Annotated in this window: 17 protein-coding genes; 10 read left to right on the forward strand and 7 right to left on the reverse strand. The window is 69.8% G+C overall.

Annotation, left to right across the window (positions count from 1 at the left end; translation table 11 throughout):
* Positions 1–44 precede the first annotated feature (44 nt).
* Positions 45–1,001: an alpha/beta fold hydrolase gene (locus ACFJIT_RS17730; RefSeq protein WP_379655800.1), complete on the forward strand. Its 957-nt coding sequence runs from the start codon at positions 45–47 to the stop codon at positions 999–1,001.
* 215 nt (positions 1,002–1,216) lie between these two features.
* Here ACFJIT_RS17730 and ACFJIT_RS17735 read toward each other — a convergent pair whose 3' ends face one another.
* The 3 genes from ACFJIT_RS17735 to ACFJIT_RS17745 all read right to left on the reverse strand — a co-directional run bounded on the left by ACFJIT_RS17735 (position 1,217) and on the right by ACFJIT_RS17745 (position 2,495).
* Positions 1,217–1,597 (reverse strand): YkgJ family cysteine cluster protein, encoded by a 381-nt coding sequence (locus tag ACFJIT_RS17735; protein WP_130524634.1) that lies wholly within the window; start codon positions 1,595–1,597, stop codon positions 1,217–1,219.
* A gap of 86 nt (positions 1,598–1,683) precedes the next feature.
* A complete protein-coding gene (locus ACFJIT_RS17740; RefSeq protein ID WP_379654457.1) occupies positions 1,684–1,971 on the reverse strand; it encodes a hypothetical protein in 288 nt (95 codons plus the stop codon).
* Complete coding sequence (locus ACFJIT_RS17745) at positions 1,968–2,495, reverse strand: class I SAM-dependent methyltransferase (RefSeq protein ID WP_379654458.1); 528 nt, start codon at positions 2,493–2,495, stop codon at positions 1,968–1,970. Before ACFJIT_RS17745 ends, ACFJIT_RS17740 begins: the two co-directional genes overlap by 4 nt.
* 128 nt (positions 2,496–2,623) lie before the next feature.
* Between ACFJIT_RS17745 and oleC the strand changes: the two genes are divergently transcribed.
* The 3 genes from oleC (at position 2,624) to ACFJIT_RS17760 (ending at position 5,497) form a co-directional block, all read left to right on the forward strand.
* A complete protein-coding gene (gene oleC, locus ACFJIT_RS17750; protein ID WP_379654459.1) occupies positions 2,624–4,270 on the forward strand; it encodes an olefin beta-lactone synthetase in 1,647 nt (548 codons plus the stop codon).
* Positions 4,267–5,265, forward strand: coding sequence for a 2-alkyl-3-oxoalkanoate reductase (oleD, locus tag ACFJIT_RS17755; RefSeq protein WP_379654460.1), 999 nt, complete (start codon positions 4,267–4,269; stop codon positions 5,263–5,265). Before oleC ends, oleD begins: the two co-directional genes overlap by 4 nt.
* A 76-nt stretch (positions 5,266–5,341) precedes the next feature.
* Positions 5,342–5,497, forward strand: coding sequence for a DUF1328 domain-containing protein (locus tag ACFJIT_RS17760; RefSeq protein WP_130521481.1), 156 nt, complete (start codon positions 5,342–5,344; stop codon positions 5,495–5,497).
* Positions 5,498–5,506: 9 nt separating this feature from the next.
* Here ACFJIT_RS17760 and ACFJIT_RS17765 read toward each other — a convergent pair whose 3' ends face one another.
* Positions 5,507–5,980 carry a GNAT family N-acetyltransferase gene (locus ACFJIT_RS17765; protein WP_379654461.1) on the reverse strand — a complete coding sequence of 158 codons (474 nt, stop codon included), beginning with the start codon at positions 5,978–5,980 and terminating at the stop codon, positions 5,507–5,509.
* Between the two features lie 414 nt (positions 5,981–6,394).
* Here ACFJIT_RS17765 and ACFJIT_RS17770 point away from each other — a divergent pair, with 414 nt between their 5' ends.
* Genes ACFJIT_RS17770 through ACFJIT_RS17780 form a run of 3 tightly spaced genes read left to right on the forward strand, consistent with a single transcriptional unit; the run spans position 6,395 to position 9,339 of the window.
* Positions 6,395–7,024, forward strand: a complete 630-nt coding sequence (locus ACFJIT_RS17770; protein WP_379654462.1) for an SCP2 domain-containing protein — start codon at positions 6,395–6,397, stop codon at positions 7,022–7,024.
* Between the two features lie 26 nt (positions 7,025–7,050).
* A complete protein-coding gene (gene ubiB, locus ACFJIT_RS17775; protein ID WP_130521659.1) occupies positions 7,051–8,709 on the forward strand; it encodes a ubiquinone biosynthesis regulatory protein kinase UbiB in 1,659 nt (552 codons plus the stop codon).
* A gap of 30 nt (positions 8,710–8,739) precedes the next feature.
* The gene (locus tag ACFJIT_RS17780; RefSeq protein ID WP_379654463.1) at positions 8,740–9,339 is read left to right on the forward strand and encodes a hypothetical protein; all 600 of its coding nucleotides are present in this window, start codon (positions 8,740–8,742) and stop codon (positions 9,337–9,339) included.
* Between the two features lie 34 nt (positions 9,340–9,373).
* Here ACFJIT_RS17780 and ACFJIT_RS17785 read toward each other — a convergent pair whose 3' ends face one another.
* Positions 9,374–9,829 carry a thioredoxin family protein gene (locus ACFJIT_RS17785; protein WP_130524641.1) on the reverse strand — a complete coding sequence of 152 codons (456 nt, stop codon included), beginning with the start codon at positions 9,827–9,829 and terminating at the stop codon, positions 9,374–9,376.
* 324 nt (positions 9,830–10,153) lie between these two features.
* Between ACFJIT_RS17785 and ACFJIT_RS17790 the strand changes: the two genes are divergently transcribed.
* Positions 10,154–11,527, forward strand: a complete 1,374-nt coding sequence (locus tag ACFJIT_RS17790; protein WP_130531973.1) for an outer membrane protein transport protein — start codon at positions 10,154–10,156, stop codon at positions 11,525–11,527.
* Positions 11,528–11,951: 424 nt separating this feature from the next.
* The gene (locus ACFJIT_RS17795; protein ID WP_379654464.1) at positions 11,952–12,677 is read left to right on the forward strand and encodes a pseudouridine synthase; all 726 of its coding nucleotides are present in this window, start codon (positions 11,952–11,954) and stop codon (positions 12,675–12,677) included.
* A gap of 73 nt (positions 12,678–12,750) precedes the next feature.
* Here the strand turns inward: ACFJIT_RS17795 and ACFJIT_RS17800 are convergent, their stop codons facing one another.
* Positions 12,751–14,475, reverse strand: a complete 1,725-nt coding sequence (locus ACFJIT_RS17800; protein ID WP_379654465.1) for a M28 family metallopeptidase — start codon at positions 14,473–14,475, stop codon at positions 12,751–12,753.
* Positions 14,476–14,692: 217 nt separating this feature from the next.
* The gene (locus ACFJIT_RS17805) at positions 14,693–15,373 is read right to left on the reverse strand and encodes a hypothetical protein (RefSeq protein WP_379654466.1); all 681 of its coding nucleotides are present in this window, start codon (positions 15,371–15,373) and stop codon (positions 14,693–14,695) included.
* Between the two features lie 142 nt (positions 15,374–15,515).
* Here ACFJIT_RS17805 and ACFJIT_RS17810 point away from each other — a divergent pair, with 142 nt between their 5' ends.
* Complete coding sequence (locus ACFJIT_RS17810; RefSeq protein WP_379654467.1) at positions 15,516–16,829, forward strand: murein hydrolase activator EnvC family protein; 1,314 nt, start codon at positions 15,516–15,518, stop codon at positions 16,827–16,829.
* The last annotated feature ends 96 nt before the right edge of the window (positions 16,830–16,925 follow it).

The raw sequence follows: 16,925 nt of genomic DNA on the forward strand, positions 1-16,925 counted from the left end.
CCGGCCGCTACAATGCGCACCCGCAAACGCCCTTCAAGACCCGCGTGCGCTTCCCCGATTACGACTTCAGCAGCCACCGCTTCGAGGTGCGCCCCGGCATCGGCCTGCACTACCTGGACGATGGCCCGCGCGAGGGCGAAGTCGTGGTCATGCTGCACGGCAATCCGTCGTGGAGCTATTACTGGCGCCATCTGGTGGCGGCCCTGCGCGATCGCTATCGCTGCATCGTGCCCGACCATGTGGGCATGGGCCTGAGCGACAAGCCCGACGATGGCGGCGGGCTGCGCCATCCGCACGGCAGGCCCGATGCGCACGGCCGCCCGCCGGCCTACGACTACACCCTGCAATCGCGCGTGGACGACCTGCAGGCGCTGCTGCGGCATGCCGGCATCGACGATGCCACGCCGGTGACGCTGGCGGTGCACGACTGGGGCGGCATGATCGGCTTCGGCTGGGCGCTGGCGCATGCGGCGCAGGTTCGGCGGCTGGTGATCACCAACACCGCCGCGTTCCCGCTGCCGGCGGCCAAGGCGATGCCGTGGCAGATCGCGCTGGGGCGTGATGCGCTGTTTGGCGCATTTCTCATCCGCGCGTTCAACGCCTTCTCCAGCGGCGCCTCGCGCGTGGGCGTGGAGAGGAAGATGCCTCCCGACGTGCGTCGGGCGTATGTGGCGCCGTACGACAGCTGGGCGCACCGCATCTCGACCGTGCGCTTCATGCAGGACATCCCGCTCTCGCCGGCCGATCGCGCCTGGCCCTTGCTGGAGGCCGCCGGACGCGCGCTGCCGTCTTTCGCCGATCGGCCTGCCTTCATCGGCTGGGGGCTGCGGGACTTCGTGTTCGACCGGCATTTCCTCGATGGCTTCCGCAAGGCGCTGCCGGAGGCGCAGCTGGTCGCCTTCGAGGATGCCGGCCACTACGTGCTGGAAGACAAGCACGCGGTGCTGGTGCCGCAGATCCGCGCCTTCCTCGATGCGCATCCGGTGACGGAACTCGCCTAGACGCTGCGCGCTTGTTGGTGGGAGCCGCCATGGCGGCGATGGGGCCTTACCGGTAGAGCTCCATCGCCGCCATGGCGCTCCCACCTGTAGAGCGGAGCTTGCTCCGCTGCTCTTCGTCCGGCTCGTGGGGAAGGCCCCAGCGGAGCAAGCTCCGCTCTACAGGCGGGCCGCAAGATTTGAGGAGACACTTGCCCCCACCCGCATGGGAGGTCTCCTCAATCCGCGGGCAGCGGATTGCGCTCGATGTCGCTGACGCCGATCCAGTCGGCCTCGGTCAGCGCATGCAGGCCGTGCGCCAGCCGCGACTTGTCGCATTGCGCGCTGCGCTGGCCGAACTCCAGCGACGCCGGCACCGCCGCGCATACCGAGGGGCGGCGGTCGTGGATGGTGCAGCGGCTGTAGCGGCCGATGTCCGCGTCCAGCGCGATGCAGCGCGGATGGCTTTGCGAGGTGCCGCGCATGACGCGCTCGTGGGTGCGCAGGGACTCGGTCAGTTCGACGGGGACGTGTCCGCCCAGGGTCGGCTCGGCCTCGCTCCAGTGGAAGCTCACGCGGAAATAGGCGCAGCAGGCGCCGCAGCTGAGGCAGGGATGCATGGGGGCTGCCGGGCGGCGCGCGGCGAGGTCGGACAAGGGCGCGGATTCTGCCCGAACCGCGGGCGCGCGCAAGCGCTGCGCCTGGCTCAGGCGGGCGGCACCCGGCCCTTCACCGCCCAGGCCAGCGCTGCGTAGGCACGCGGGCCGTCCGCCTCGCCGTCCAGATAGGCCGCGCGCATGGCCGCTTCCAGCCTTGCGCGCGCGGCCGCGTCGAGGCCGCCCACATAGGCAGCGGCGGGGCCGTCCTTGCCCAGGTACGGGCTCCAGTAGTCCTCGAAGTCGGCGAAGGCCATGCGGATGCCGACCTGCGTCTGCTCGACCTCGACTAGGCCGGCCTCGCGCCAGGCGGCGGCCAGCTCGCCCGGCCGCGTCATCGGCCGGGTGAAGTTGCGGGCGCGCTGCTGTGCCGCGCCCGGGTCCAGGCGGCGGCGGTGTCGAAGAACATCCGGCCGGCGACGAAGCCGCCACGCGCGTCCCACACGGCCGCCGCCACCGTCGCGCCGGGCCGGGCGACGCGCACCATCTGCGCAACGGCTTGCGCGGGTTGCGGGACGAAGTGCAGCACCAGCAGCGACAGCACCCGGTCGAACACGTCGTCCCGATACGGCAGGGCGCAGGCGTCGCCGACGGCCAGGGCCGGGCGCGGCGGCGGCAGATGCCGGCGCGCGTGGGCGACATAGGCAGGGATGAGGTCCACGGCATGGCCCTCGCAGGACGCCTCGCGGGCGAGCAGCTGCGCCGACAGCGCGCCGGTGCCGCAGCCGACGTCCAGCACCCGTTCGCGCGCGCCGGTGCCGGCAAAGTCGAGGAAGGGCAGCGCGAGCTGGCGGCTCCAGCGGCCCATGTTGCGCTCGTAGCCTGCGCCCTCCGCCGCGGTGTAGGTGGTCGATGCGTGCATCGTCGGTCTACCGCGAAGGGGCGCCTGCGGCCATTGTGTGCAAACGCCCGGTCGTGCGCCATGGGCTGACGCGATCCGCGCGCAGCGGCGACGGCGTGCGCGGCAGCGCCATCGGCGACAATGGCGCGATGACCACCGTCTGCAACATTGCCGCACGGCTGCCCGAACTGGCGCGCGAGCGCCCCGACCAGATCGCGCTGCGCTGCCCGGGCCGCGGCGGGCGCTACGACATCGCGCTGACCTATGCGCAGCTGGACGCGCGCAGCGACGCCATCGCCGCGGGCCTGGCGCGGCACGGCATCGGCCGCGGCACGCGCACGGTGGTGATGGTGCGGCCCTCGCCGGCCTTCTTCCTGCTGATGTTCGCGCTGTTCAAGGCCGGCGCGGTGCCGGTGCTGGTCGACCCGGGCATCGACCGGCGCGCGCTGAAGCAGTGCCTGGACGAGGCGCAGCCGCAAGGCTTCATCGGCATCCCGCTGGCGCAGGCCGCGCGCCTGCTGCTGGGCTGGGCGCGCAGCGCGACCCGGATCGTCACCGCCGGCCCCCGGCTGGGCTGGGGCGGCGTCACCCTGGCCCAGGTCGAGCGCGACGGCGCCGGCGCCGGCCCGCAGCTGGCCGCCACCGACGGCGAGGACGTGGCCGGCATCCTGTTCACCAGCGGCTCGACCGGCGTGCCCAAGGGCGTGGTGTACCGGCACCGGCATTTCGTCGGCCAGATCGAGCTGCTGGGCAAGGCGTTCGGCATGGTGCCCGGCGGCGTGGACCTGCCGACCTTTCCGCCGTTCGCGCTGTTCGATCCGGCGCTGGGCCTGACCAGCGTCATCCCGGACATGGACCCCACGCGCCCGGCCAAGGCCGACCCGGCCAAGCTGCACGCGGCCATCCGCCGCTTCGGCGTGACCCAGCTGTTCGGTTCGCCGGCGCTGATGCGGGTGCTGGCCGAGTACGGCCATCCGCTGCCGACGGTGAAGCGCGTGACCTCCGCCGGCGCGCCGGTGCCGCCGGACATCGTGGAGAAGATCCGCGCGCTGCTGCCGGACGATGGCCAGTTCTGGACGCCGTACGGCGCCACCGAATGCCTGCCGGTCGCGGTGATCGAAGGCCGCGAACTGGACGCCACCCGGCAGGCCACCGAGGCCGGCGCCGGCACCTGCGTCGGCCGCCCGGTCGAGCCCAACCTGGTGCGCATCATCGCCATCGACGATGCGGCCATTCCCGAATGGCACGGCGTGCGCGAACTCCCGCCCGGCCACGTCGGCGAGATCACCGTCGCCGGACCCACCGCCACCGACAGCTACTTCAACCGAGACGCCGCTACGCGCAGCGCCAAGATCCGCGAGACGCTGGCCGATGGCGGCACGCGCGTGGTGCATCGCATGGGCGATGTCGGCTACTTCGATGCCGAGGGCCGACTGTGGTTCTGCGGCCGCAAGACCCAGCGCGTGGAAACCGCCGCCGGGCCGCTCTATACGGAGCAGGCCGAGCCGGTGTTCAACGTGCACGGCGAAGTGCGCCGCACCGCGCTGGTCGGCGTCGGGACGCCGGGCGCGCAGGTGCCGGTGCTGTGCTTCGAACTGCTGCCCGGCGTCTCGCCGCAGCGCGCCGACGCCGTCGCCGCCGACCTGCGCGCCATCGCCCAGCGCCACGCGCATCTGCGCGGCATCGCCACCTTCCTGCGCCATCCGGGATTTCCGGTGGACATCCGCCACAACGCCAAGATCGGCCGCGAGAAGCTGGCGATCTGGGCCGCCGAACAAGGAGCGATACCCGCATGAAGCTGCTGGTCACCGGAGGTGGTGGATTCCTCGGCCAAGCGCTGTGCCGCGGCCTGCTCGAACGCGGGCATGAGGTCATCAGCTTCCAGCGCGGGCATTACCCGGCGCTGGCGGCGATGGGCGTGGGCCAGATCCAGGGCGACCTGGCCGATGCGCATGCGGTCCGCCACGCGGTGGCCGGGGTCGATGCGGTCTTCCACAACGCGGCCAAGGCCGGCGCCTGGGGCAGCTACGACAGCTATCACCAGGCCAACGTGGTCGGCACCGACAACGTCATCGCCGCCTGCCGCACGCACGGCACCTCGCGGCTGGTGTACACCTCCACGCCCAGCGTCACCCATCGCGCGACTCATCCGGTCGAAGGCCTGAGCGCCGACGAAGTGCCTTACGGCGAGGACTTCCAGGCGCCTTACGCGGCCACCAAGGCCATCGCCGAGCAGCGCGTGCTGGCGGCCAACGACGCCTCGCTGGCCACCATCGCGCTGCGTCCGCGCCTGATCTGGGGACCGGGCGATCACCAGATCCTGCCGCGCCTGGTCGAACGCGCGCGCAGCGGCCGCCTGCGCCTGGTCGGCGACGGCATGAACAAGGTCGACACCACCTACATCGACAATGCCGCGCAGGCGCATTTGGACGCGTTCGATCACCTGGCGCCGGGCGCGGTCTGCGCCGGCAAGGCCTACTTCATCTCCAACGGCGAGCCCTGGCCGATGCGCGAGGTCCTGAATGCGCTGCTGGCCGCCACCGGCACGCCGCCGGTGCGCAAGTCGCTCTCGTTCAAGACCGCCTACCGCATCGGCGCGACCTGCGAGGTGCTGTGGAAGGCGCTGCCGCTGAAGGGCGAGCCGCCGCTGACCCGCTTCCTGGCCGAACAGCTGTGCACGCCGCACTGGTACAGCATGGAGCCGGCGCGGCGCGACTTCGGCTACGTGCCGCGCGTGTCGATGACCGAGGGCCTGGCGCGCCTGAAGCGCGCGTGGAGCGAATCCGGCTGAATCCTCACGCGGCCGCGATGCGCCAGGCCACAGGCTGGTCGCACGCCGATCCGGCGCGCCACAAGGAATCACCGCCGTGCTTCATTACGCCATCGTCTTTCTGGTCATTGCGCTGATCGCCGGCGTGCTGGGTTTCAGCGGCATCGCCGGAACCGCCTCCAGCATCGCCTGGGTCCTGTTCGTGGTGTTCCTGATCCTGGCCGTGATCTCGTTCTTCCGCAAAAAAGCGTAGGCGACCGCGTCAGAGCGGGCAGGCGAAATAGCCGACCCGCTTGCCGCTGGGCAGATCGGCCTGGCCGACCTGCTTGAAGCCCAGTCGCTGATGGAAGGCGACCGAGCCGGGATTGGGCGGATCCAGATTGATCTCGCACACCAAGCGCGTCTGCCCTTGCAGGCGCGCCTGCTGCTTCAACGCCTCATACAGGGCGCCAGCCAGCCCGCGGCCCTGCGCGTACTCGGCCACCACGACCCGGTCGATGTAGACGAAGCGCTCGAAGCGCGCCGACAGCCAGGCGAAGTTCGGATTGTCGTAGGCCGCGTCCTGGTCCAGCGCGATCAGCAGGGCATCGGCCTGGCCGCAGGTCCGGGCGAAGCAGGCCATCCCGATCAGTTGCGCGAACTGCCCCGGCGTCTGCCAGGACAGCGCCGCGGCATGGGCGTTGTTGAGCGCCAGCAGGGCCGGCAGATCGGTCGGGGCAACGTCTCGCAGTGGCACGGCTTCGCTCACTTGCACAGCCCCGCGCTGCGAAGCTCGCCGTTGGCGCATGCAAAGCGCTGAAATGCCAAGACGCGTGAGGCCCGAATGCCTCCGAAGCACTTTTTCACGTGCGCATTGCCCATCGATCGTTCCACTGCTGCTCGGGGGGCGCACAGCATGGCCCTGGGGGCTGGCCGCTGCACAGCCTTGGGCATGGGAAGCTGAAGTCACTCAGCTGGGAAGTCCTGCTGAGGGTCAGGTTTTGTGTGGCTCGCCTGTCTTGAGTTGCGCGTCAGGGCGGGTGCGTCGGCCCTGCCTCGGCCTCGCATCGCTTCCATTTCATCTCGAATGCTCCGGCAACCCTTGTTCCCGCACGGGCCGTGCGCATCTTCCCGCACGGGCCGTGCGCATCCCCCGGTTAGAATGCCTGCCATGTCGCCCAACCCTTTCGATGCCCTCAAACCGCTGGCCGGCCGCGCGCTGGAAGCCGCGCTCAACCGTGCCGTCGCGCTGGACCCGGACACGCGCGATGCGCTGGCGCCGCTGGCCGGCCGACGCATCGCCATCGCGCTGGAGTCCCCGCCGCTGGCGCTGGAGATCGCCGTGGAGGCCCAGCGCCTGCACGTGGGGCCGGTCGATCCGGCCAGCGAGCCGGACCTGGCCGTGCGCAGCACGCTGGGCGGCCTGCTGGGCCAGCTGCCGTTCCTGCGCCGCGACGATGCCGCGCCGGTCGGCAAGCTGCGCGTGTCCGGCGATGCCGACCTGGCGCGGCGCCTGCAGACGCTGGCCAAGCGCTTCGACCCGGACTGGGCGCAGCCGCTGGTGAGCGTGTTCGGCCCGGTGCTGGGCGTGCAGATCGCCGGCGCGCTGCGCACCACCCTGCTGCGCCTGCGCGAGACCGGCAGCGAGCTGGCCGGCAGCGCCGCTGAGTTCGTCACCGAGGAATCGCGCGACGTGGTCGCCAAGGCCGAGCTGGAAGCCTTCCACGACGAGGTCGACGGCCTACGCGACGATGTCGAGCGCCTGGCCGCGCGCCTGTCGCGCCTGGCGGCGCGCGCATGAGCATGGCGTGGCCGGGGATGAAGAGCGTGCGCGCCGCCGTGCGCGCCAACAAGATCGGCCGCGTGCTGATCCGCTACCGCCTGGACGCGCTGCTGGAGGACACGCCGGCCGGCCCGTGGCTGAGGCTGGCCCGGCCGTTCGTGCCGCGCGCGCGCGACGACGTGGCCGCGCTCAGCCGCGGCGCGCGCCTGCGCCTGGTGCTGCAGGAGCTCGGGCCGATCTTCGTCAAGTTCGGCCAGATCCTCTCCACCCGCCGTGACCTGATCCCGCCGGACGTCGCGCAGGAACTCACCCTGCTGCAGGACCGGGTCAAGCCCTTCGACGGGCAGCGCGCCCAGGCCATCGTCGAGCAGGCGCTGGGCGTGCCGATCGAGGTGGCCTTCGCCCACTTCGACACCACGCCGCTGGCCTCGGCCTCGATCGCGCAGGTGCATGCGGCCACGCTGCACGACGGCCGCGAGGTCGTGGTCAAGGTGCTGCGCCCGGACATCGAGGCGCAGATCGCCGGCGACATCGCGCTGCTCAAGTCTGGCGCGGCGCTGGTGGACTACGCGCATCCGTCGGCCGACAAGATCCGGCCCAAGGAGATCGTCGCCGAGATCGAGGCCACGCTCGCCGCCGAGCTGGACCTGCAGCGCGAGGGCGCCAACGCCAGCGTGATGCGCCGCTTCTGGCAGGACTCGCCCGACCTGTACGTGCCGGAGATCATCTGGACCCATACCGCCGAGCGCGCGCTGACCATGGAGCGCGTGGTCGGCATTCCTTCCGACGACATCGTCGCGCTGGACGCGGCCGGCATCGATCGCAAGGCGCTGGCGGCCAAGGGCGTGCGCGTGTTCTACACGCAGGTGTTCCGCGACAACTTCTTCCATGCCGATGCGCACGCCGGCAACATCTGGGTCGATCCCGATCCGCTGCGCAAGGACGACCCGCGCTTCATCGCGCTGGACTTCGGCATCGTCGGCCAGCTCTCGCAGCAGGACCAGTACTACCTGGCCGAGAACTTCATGGCCATCTTCAACAAGGACTACCGGCGCATCGCCGAGCTGCACGTCGAGGCCGGCTGGATGCCGGCCACCGTACGCATCGACGAGCTGGAGGCGGCCGCGCGCGCGGTGTGCGAGCCGTACTTCACCCGGCCGCTGTCGGAGATCTCGCTGGCGCAGGTGCTGATCAAGCTGTTCCGCACCGCGCAGAAGTACGAGCTGACCCTGCAGCCGCAGCTGATCCTGCTGCAGAAGACCCTGCTCAACATCGAAGGCGTCGGCCGCCAGCTCGATCCGCAGCTGGACATCTGGGCGGTGGCCAAGCCGGTGCTGCAGCGCATCCTGGTCAAGCGCTACAGCCCGCTGCATGCGATCAACGAGCTGCGCAAGCGCATCCCGGAGATCATGACCCATGCCCCGGACATGCCGCGGCTGGTGCATGCCTGGCTCAAGCAGCAGGTCGACGGCCAGCACGAGCTGTCGATGCGTTCGAAGGATCTGGCCGCGCTTAACCTGACCCTGCAGCGTCTGCAGCGGCGCGTGGTCACCGCCATCGGCGGCGCGGGCCTGCTGGTGGTGGCCGCGGTGCTGCACGCCTTCGGCGTCGGCGGCCCGAGCCTGTGGGGCGTGCCGCTGTGGACCTGGTTCACCGGCGCGCTGGGCACCCTGGCGCTGCTGTCGGCCTGGCTGCGGCGCTGAAGGCGCCGCCACTGCGCTCTGGTATTGCAGATGAGCCAGCCCAGGAGCGCGGTTCAAAAGGAGCGAAGGAGTGCAGGCTGGAACGTTCGGATCGTTGTGATCCTCGTTTGCTGTATCGCATTCACCTCCTGCGCTGGGCTGCCGGATTTGCGATCGTTTCAAGATCCTAGAGAAACGGCTCAGTACAAGCGCCTGATCGCCGCTGGCGGGATCGCCGATTTCGACGGTTGCCCCTCGATGCTGTTCAGAGCCGGTCGGCCGCGTCAAGGAGAAAACTTGCTCGCATCGCTCGATCCAGGCCCGGCCAGGGAATTCAAGCAGCAGTTCTTCAACTGCCTGGGCCTGCTCTCGCGCACGCCCGGACTCTCACTGGAGATCGTTGGATTCGCTGATGCGGCAGAGTGTACCGACGATTGTGAAGCGCTCAGCACGCGGCGCGCCGAAGTGGTCCGCAGCGCATTGCTCCAGATGCACTATCCGCAAGTACGCATCAGCTGCGCAGTCGGAAAAGGGCTTGATTTTCCGCTTGTACTGGATCGCCACTCCGACGTCGGCATGAATCGTCGGGCAGAACTCCAAGTCGCTTCATCATCCATGCGAAAGACAGGCCTGCCTTCCGCATGTCCCTGAGCCAGCGCAGCGCGGACGCACTGCGCTGCATGAATCAGCCGCCCTTGGCGACCTTGCTGAAGAAGTCGTAGATGCCTTCGTCGCTCATCTTGCGGGCGTTGGCCAGCTCGCCGGCCTTGGTCGTGTAGACGACCTTGCCCGTGGGCGAGACCACGACCGCGGCGGGGATGCCCTTTTCGATCGGGTTGCCGTAGGTGTTGGCGATATCCAGGTTGTGGTCCCAGTTGCCCACGTCGACCTTGACCACCTCGAAGTGCTGGTTGACCAGCGCGGCGTTCTTCTCGCTGTGCAGCGAGGTATCCAGCGCCCGGCAGTCGCCGCACCAGTTGGCGCCGAAGATCAGCAGGGTCGGCTTGTGCGCCTGCTTGCCGGCGGCCAGCGCCTGGGCGACCTCGGCCTTTGCGTTGGCCTGCGGGTTGTAGGGCAGGTCGGCGGCCAGGGCGGCGCCGGTGGCGGCGAGCAACAGCAGGGTCGGCATCAAGCGCTTCATGGTGGACGAGCCAATGGGGAAGGGAACGGCGATGGTTGGCGGACCGGGTCCCCGGCGTCAATGGCCCAGCGCACGCATGTGTGGAACGCGGCGTGGCGGGGGCGGGCATGCCGTGGCCTACGACTAAAGTCGAAGCCCAAAATGTAAATCTTTTGTTCTTGTAAGTAGCCTGCGCAGTCCCGCTGGGCCAGAATGGCCCCGTACCGTGGCGTACGGCGAGGGCTAGGCACGCCGCGGTCGAACAAGTTGCAGATGAAATGAATCAAGGACGCGTGCCGATCGGCATGCAAGACAACGACAAACTCGTGGATCCGGAGGGGATACATGTTGAACAAGAAGAATGCGCTGGCCATCACCGTGGGCGCCATCTGCGCCGCTGCCAGCGGGGCGGGTTTCGCCTCGGCGCTTGACCGCTCCGGCCAGTCCATCGCGCCGTTCCTGAAGCCAGGCAACTACGCCGAATACGGCGGCAGCTTCCTCAACCCCAAGGTGGACGGCAAGGACAAGAACGGCACCGACACCGGCAACGTGGCCAACAGCTACAACTTCGTCGGCGGGGCGATCAAGTTCCAGCCCACCGAGAAGTTTTCCTTCGGCTTCATCTACGACGAGCCCTTCGGCGCGTCGGCCGAGTACCACGGCGCGAACGCCTTCACCGCCAACCCGCGCGACGTGGTGCTGAGCGGCCTGCCGATCGTGACCGGCCCCAGCGTCGTCAGCAACGGCCAGCTGGCCGCCTACGGCCTCAATGCCGGCATCACCGGCGATACCGACGTGGAAGTGCGCACCAAGAGCCTGTCGGCGCTGGTGGGCTTCCAGCCGACCGAGAACTGGAACCTCTACGCCGGCGGCGTGTACCAGGAGATCAAGGGCGAGGTGTCGCTGCGCGGTTCGACCTACTCGGCCTTCAACGGCTACGACCTGTCGATCCCGTCCAAGCGCGACTGGGGCTGGCTGGCCGGCATCGCCTACCAGAAGCCGGAGATCGCCCTGCAGGTCTCGCTGACCTACCGCTCGGAGATCGACTACGACATCAACGCCAACGAGTCCATGCCGTTGGTCACCGCACTGGGCGCCAACCGCGCGCAGCTGGCCGGCCTGATCCAGCAGCTGGTGCTGGCCGGCCGCCTCCCGGCGGCCACCGGTCAGGCGCTGGCCGGGACACTGGGCTCGCTGGGCGGCCTGAGCGGCGGCACCACCTCGATCACCACGCCGCAGTCGGTCAACCTGGATTTCCAGACCGGCATCATGGCCGACACCGTGCTGTTCGGTAACGTGCGCTGGGTGCAGTGGTCCAAGTTCGCGGTGCGTCCGGCCCAGTTCGGCCAGCTCGCCGAGGCCGTCGGCCCGCTGATCGGCAAGCCGGACGGCTTCAATCTGGTCGACTACTCCAAGGACCAGTGGTCGGCCAACCTGGGTCTGGGCCGCAAGCTGACCGAAACGGTGTCCGGCTCGTTCTCGGTGGGTTGGGACGGCGGCGCCGGCAACCCGGTGACCACCCTGGGCCCGACGGACGGCTACTGGAACGTGGGCGTCGGCCTGCGCTACAGCCCCACGCCCAAGATCGACCTGAGCGCCGGCGTGAAGTACTTCTGGCTGGGCGATGCCACCGCCGAAACCGGTGCGCACAGCTATGCCGGCGAGTTCAAGGACAACAGCGCCATGGCCGTGGGCGTGAAGATGGGCCTGCACTTCTAAGCACAGGCCGCATGCGCCGGGGCGTTGGACGCCCTGGCGATCACGAGGGCGATGCCATCCGGCATCGCCCTTTTTGTTGGTTTGGTTCTTCGCTGGAGTGCGGGGCTGGTACACCACTTCGGTGACCAGACTTGCCCCGACATGGCGCGCTTCCTCGGCTCGCTCAGGCATCCATAGCCGACCCTTCGATGGGGGAGGATTGGCCGCGCCTCATGCTTCGGTGGGAACAACTGTCTCCTCCATCTCGCAGTGGCCTGCCTGTAGAGCGGAGCTTGCTCCGCTGGGGCCTTTCCCACGAACTGAACGAAGAGCAGCGGAGCGAGCTCCGCTCTACAGGTGGGAGCTGGGCGGCGTTCTGTAAGGACTGCTCGATGGCCGGACAACCCGACTCGCGCCACGCCAGTGGGCCGAGGACAATGGCGCGATGAGCTTCGCTTCCGATTCGCCCTTGCCGCCCATCGCCCTCCTGTACCAGGACGCCCATCTGGCCGTGGTCGACAAGCCGGCCGGGCTGATGGTTCACGACAGCGGCCTGGCCCGCGGCGAGGAGGTGTTCCTGGCCGATCTGCTGCGCGCGCAGCTGGATCGGCCGATCTTCCTGATCCATCGCCTGGACCGCGCCACCAGCGGCTGTCTGCTGGTGGCGCTCGACCGCGACACCGCCTCGGTGCTCGGCCAGGGCTTCATGTCGCGCGAGGTGGAGAAGGACTATCTGGCCGTCTGCCGCGGCTGGCCCGAGGCCGAGTTCACCATCCACCACGCCCTGGACGGCGGCCCGGGCAAGCCCGAGAAGAAGCCGGCCATGACCGGATTCGTGCGCCTGGCCAGCGGCGAACTGGACGTGCCTTCCGGCGGCTTCGAGACCTCGCGCTACGCGCTGCTGCGCGCGCGTCCGCATACCGGGCGCTTCCGCCAGATCCGCCGCCACCTCAAGCACGCCTTCCATCCCCTGATCGGCGACACCAGCCACGGCGAGGGCCGGCACAACCGTGCCTTCCGCATGCGCGGCGTGCATCGCATGCTGCTGCACGCGCGCCGGCTGGCCTTCCTGCATCCGCACACCGGCGCACGCATCGAAGCGCTGGCGCCGCTGGATGCGCAGTTCATGCGCGCGCTGGACCTGTTCGGCTGGGATCACGACGCGCGCTGAGCGCGGGGGCTTTTTAGCGGCGAAAAAGAAAAAGGCGCCGTGCGGCGCCTTTTCCTCGACTCGAACCGCGGGCCTATCGTTTGGCCGGCGCCTTCATCATCGCATCGCGCGCAGCCTTGAACGGATTGCCGTCGTACCAGTTGGGCCACTGGTCGCCACCGGCCAGCTCGCGGCCCACGCCGTAGACCAGCTCCAGATCCTGCATGGTGCCGTCCAGCTTCCAGGTGTCCGGGTCGTACTCGTCGGCGGGCGAGTGGTAGCGCTGCTCGCCGTATTCCTTCGCGGCGGCCTTGCCGGCGGCCTCTCCGCCCTCGATCAGGTCTTCGCCGCCGTCCACGTACAGCGCCGGCACGCCGGCCTTGGCGAAGTTGAAGTGATCCGAGCGGAAGTACGAGCCGTTCTGCGGCGAGGCCTCGGCATGCAGCGTGCGGCCCTGCGCGGCGGCCAGCGGCTTGAGGAGGTCCTCCAGCTGCGAGGCGCCCATGCCGGTCACAGTGACATCGCGCGCCTTGCCCGCAACCGACATCGCATCGATGTTGATCACCCCGGCGATCTTGTTCAGGGGGAAGGTCGGATGGGCGACGTAGTACTTCGAACCCAGCAGGCCCGACTCCTCCAGCGTCACCGCCAGGAACACCACCGAACGCTCGGGCTTGGGCTCCTGATGCGCGAAGGCATCGGCGATCTCCAGGATGCCGGCCACGCCGGTGGCGTTGTCCACCGCGCCGTTGTAGATGTTGTCCCCGTCCTCGTTGTCGTGCTTGCCCAGATGGTCCCAGTGGGCCATGTACAGCACCGCCTCGTCGGGGCGCTTGCTGCCGGGCAGCACGCCGATCACGTTGCGCGACTTGGCCTGGCCGATCGTGCTCTTGAGGTCGAAGGACAGCTTGGCCTTCAGCGGCACCGGCTTGAAGCCAGGCTTGGACGCGTCCTTGTAGGCCTGGTCCAGATCCAGCCCGGCCTTGGCGAACAGCGTGCGCGCCACCTCGCCGGTGATCCAGCCCTGCGCCGGGATGCGCGGCGACGGATCGTCGGCGGCCGGCAGGTCGTACTGCTTGCCCGCCCAGGAATTCTTGACCACGTCCCAGCCGTAGCTGGCGCCCTCGCTGTCGTGGATGATGATCGCCGCGTCCGCGCCCTTGCGCGCGGCTTCCTCGAACTTGTAAGTCCAGCGCCCGTAATAGGTCATCCGCTTGCCGTCGAACAAGCTTTCATCGTGCGTGTGGAAGCCCGGGTCGTTGACGAACATCACCACGGTCTTGCCCTTCCAGCTCTTGGTCCCGGCGTAGTCGTTCCACTTGCGCTCGGGGGCGTCCACGCCGTAGCCGACGAAGACCAGCTCGCTGTCCTTGACGTCGATCTCCGGCTTGCCAGTACGCGTGCCGATCACCATCTGCTCGCCGAAGGCCAGCGTCTGCGTGCTGCCGTCGGCCTCGGTGATGGTCAGCGTGGTCGAGGGATCGGCCGTGGTCTCCACCATCGGCACGTCCTGCGTCCAGCTGTCGCCGTTGCCGGGCTTTAGGCCGATGCGCTGCATCTGCTCGGTGATGTAGGCCACGGTCTTGTCCTCGCCCGGCGTGCCGGGGCCGCGGCCCTCGAAGGCGTCGGAGGACAGCGTCTTGACCAGTTCGCCGAAATCGCCGGCATCGATCTTCGGCGAGAAGGCATGCGGCGCAGGCGCGGATGCGGCCTGGGCGGGGGCGGGCGTGGAGGCGGCGGGCGCCGGCGGCGCGTCCGGCTTCTTGCAGGCGGCCAGCGCGGTCAGCGTGGCCAGGCCCAGCAGCAGCGTGCGGGACATGCGGGGTTCCTTGCGGTGAACGGGAACCCGGGATTCTAGCCAGACTGGGCCGATCCTCGGCGCGCGGCGCCTGTCGATCCGGACAGGGCCACGTGGGACGTCCGCCTGGGGCGGAGGCAGACCGGTGGTCGCAATGGAAGCGGGAACCCCGTGATCTTGGAGAGAGAGGGCCAAGGCACGGGGTCCCCGCCGGGAACGGGGACGCGGCAGGCGCCGCTTACTCGGTCGGCGCGGTGTTGCCGCTGTAGGCGATCGGCGTGGCGCCGGTCACCGGGCCGATCTTGGCGCTGGTATGCACGTAGAGCCTGACCGGGCGTTCGAACACCAGCGCGCCGTCGACCACCGCGTTGGGGCCGATGATCACGCGCGGCGGGTTGCCCTCCTGCTTGCGGCTCGACCAGCCCTGGTTGCGCTCGATCTTGATGCCGCCGCGCACGTGCGAGCCGGCGCCGACGGTGAGATCGCCGTTGACCGTTTCGATGCTGCCGCCGACCTCGGTACCGACGATGCCGATGGCGCCGTTGACGTTCTCGATGCCCTTGGCGACCTTGCCGCCCTGGTCGACGAAGACGCTGCCGTTGACGGTCTCCAGGCTGCCGTTGACGGTGACCTGGCGGCCCAGCCTCAGGCTGCCGTTGACGGTCTCCAGGTCGCCGGTGACGGCCTTGTCCTCGACCTTGATCGAGCCGTTGACGGTGCCGGCTTCCTTGACCGTGGCGCCGGCCTCGATGGTGATGCTGCCGTTGACCGTTTCCAGGTCGCCGTAGGTCTGGCCGGACTGCGCGGTGATGCTGCCCAGGACCTTGTCGATGGACTGCTGGGCCGATGCGCCGCTGGCGGCCAGGGCCAGGGCGATGCCCAGCGCGACCAGGCCGGGGCGGGAGAACGAGACGGTCATGAATGCGGTTCCTGTGCGGGTGATGTACGGGCTTGGATGCGCTCATCGTGCCCAGGGTTTAAACGCGCGGAAGGCGCCTGGACAGGATGCGACGGCGGCCCTGGCTACAATCGGGGCCTGCTCCGTCGTCGAAGATGCATCCGTGCCCCAGTCGTCTCGCTCAACGCCTGCCCGCCGCGCCACGCTGGCGGCGCTGCTGGTCCTGGCCGCGGGCGCCTGCGCACCGGCCTGGGCGCAGAGTCAGAAGGAAGCCCAGAAGAAGCTCGAGACCGTCCGCAAGGAGCTCAAGTCCATCGCCGCCGAGCGCCGCGACCTGGAGGGCAAGCGCGGCGAGGCCTCGCGCAAGCTGCGCGCGGCCGATGAACAGGTCGGCCAGTCCAGCCGCCAGCTCACCCAGACCCAGACCGCGCTGCGCAAGGAAGAAGCCGCCCTGGCGCAGCTGCAGGACAAGCGCGCGCAGATGCAGCAGCGCCTGTCCGGCCAGCGCGCCGAGCTGGAACAGCTGCTGCGCGCGGCCTACATGGCCGGCAGCAACGCACCGCTGAAGGTGCTGCTGTCGCAGGACAGCGTGGCCGACGCCAACCGCGCCATGGTCTACCACCGCTACGTGCAGGGCGACGTGGCCGGCAAGATCGCCGCGCTCACCGGCCAGCTGCAGGAGCTGCAGACGCTGGAGCGCGAGATCCAGGCGCGCCGCGCCGCGCTGCAGGACGCGCACAAGCGCCAGCAGACCCAGGTGGTTCAGCTGCAGCGCGACCGCAGTGCCCAGGCCCAGCTGGTCGCCCAGCTGGACGAACGCTACGAGGACCGCAGCGACCGGGCCCAGGAACTGGGCCGCGACGCCAAGGCCCTGGAGACCCTGCTGGCCAACCTGCGCGCGGCCGCCGCGCGGGCCGAGGCCGAACGCCGCGCCGCCGCCGAGCGCGCGCGGCGCGAGCAGGCCGCGCGCGAGGCCGCCGCCCGCGAACAGGCGGCCAAGGACCGCGCCGAAGCGAAGGCGGAAGGCCGTCCGCCGCCGCCGCCGCGCAAGGTCGCCCCGCCGCCGCCGGTGGTGGCGAGCGCGCCGGCGCTCAAGGTCGGCGGCCTGAGCTGGCCGACCTCGGGCAACCTGCTGGCGCGCTTCGGCGGGCAGCTGCCCGATGGCCGCACCAGCCAGGGCGTGCTGATCGGCGCGCCGGTGGGCTCGACCGTCTCGGCGGTGGCCGATGGCACGGTGGTGTTCTCCGAGTGGATGACCGGCTACGGCATGATCCTGATCATCGACCACGGCAACGGCTACATGAGCCTGTATGCGCACAACGAGGCGCTGCTGCGCGACGCCGGCGCGGTGGTGAAGAAGGGCGATCCCATCGCCAAGGTCGGCAGCTCCGGCGGCTGGGGCACGCCGGCGCTGTACTTCGAACTGCGCAAGGGCGGGTCGCCGGTGGATCCGGGGGCGTGGCTGCAACGGCGCTGATGGGAGAGCAGCGAGTGAAGCGGAGCGCGCGGTGAGCCGGTGCCGCCGCAAGCACGCGCTGCTCCTGCGCTTGCGCGCGCCTGGCGCGGCCTCGCC

Origin of the sequence: Pseudoxanthomonas sp. UC19_8, from assembly GCF_042700505.1 — a bacterium.
GTDB classification, from domain to species: domain Bacteria; phylum Pseudomonadota; class Gammaproteobacteria; order Xanthomonadales; family Xanthomonadaceae; genus Pseudoxanthomonas_A; species Pseudoxanthomonas_A winnipegensis.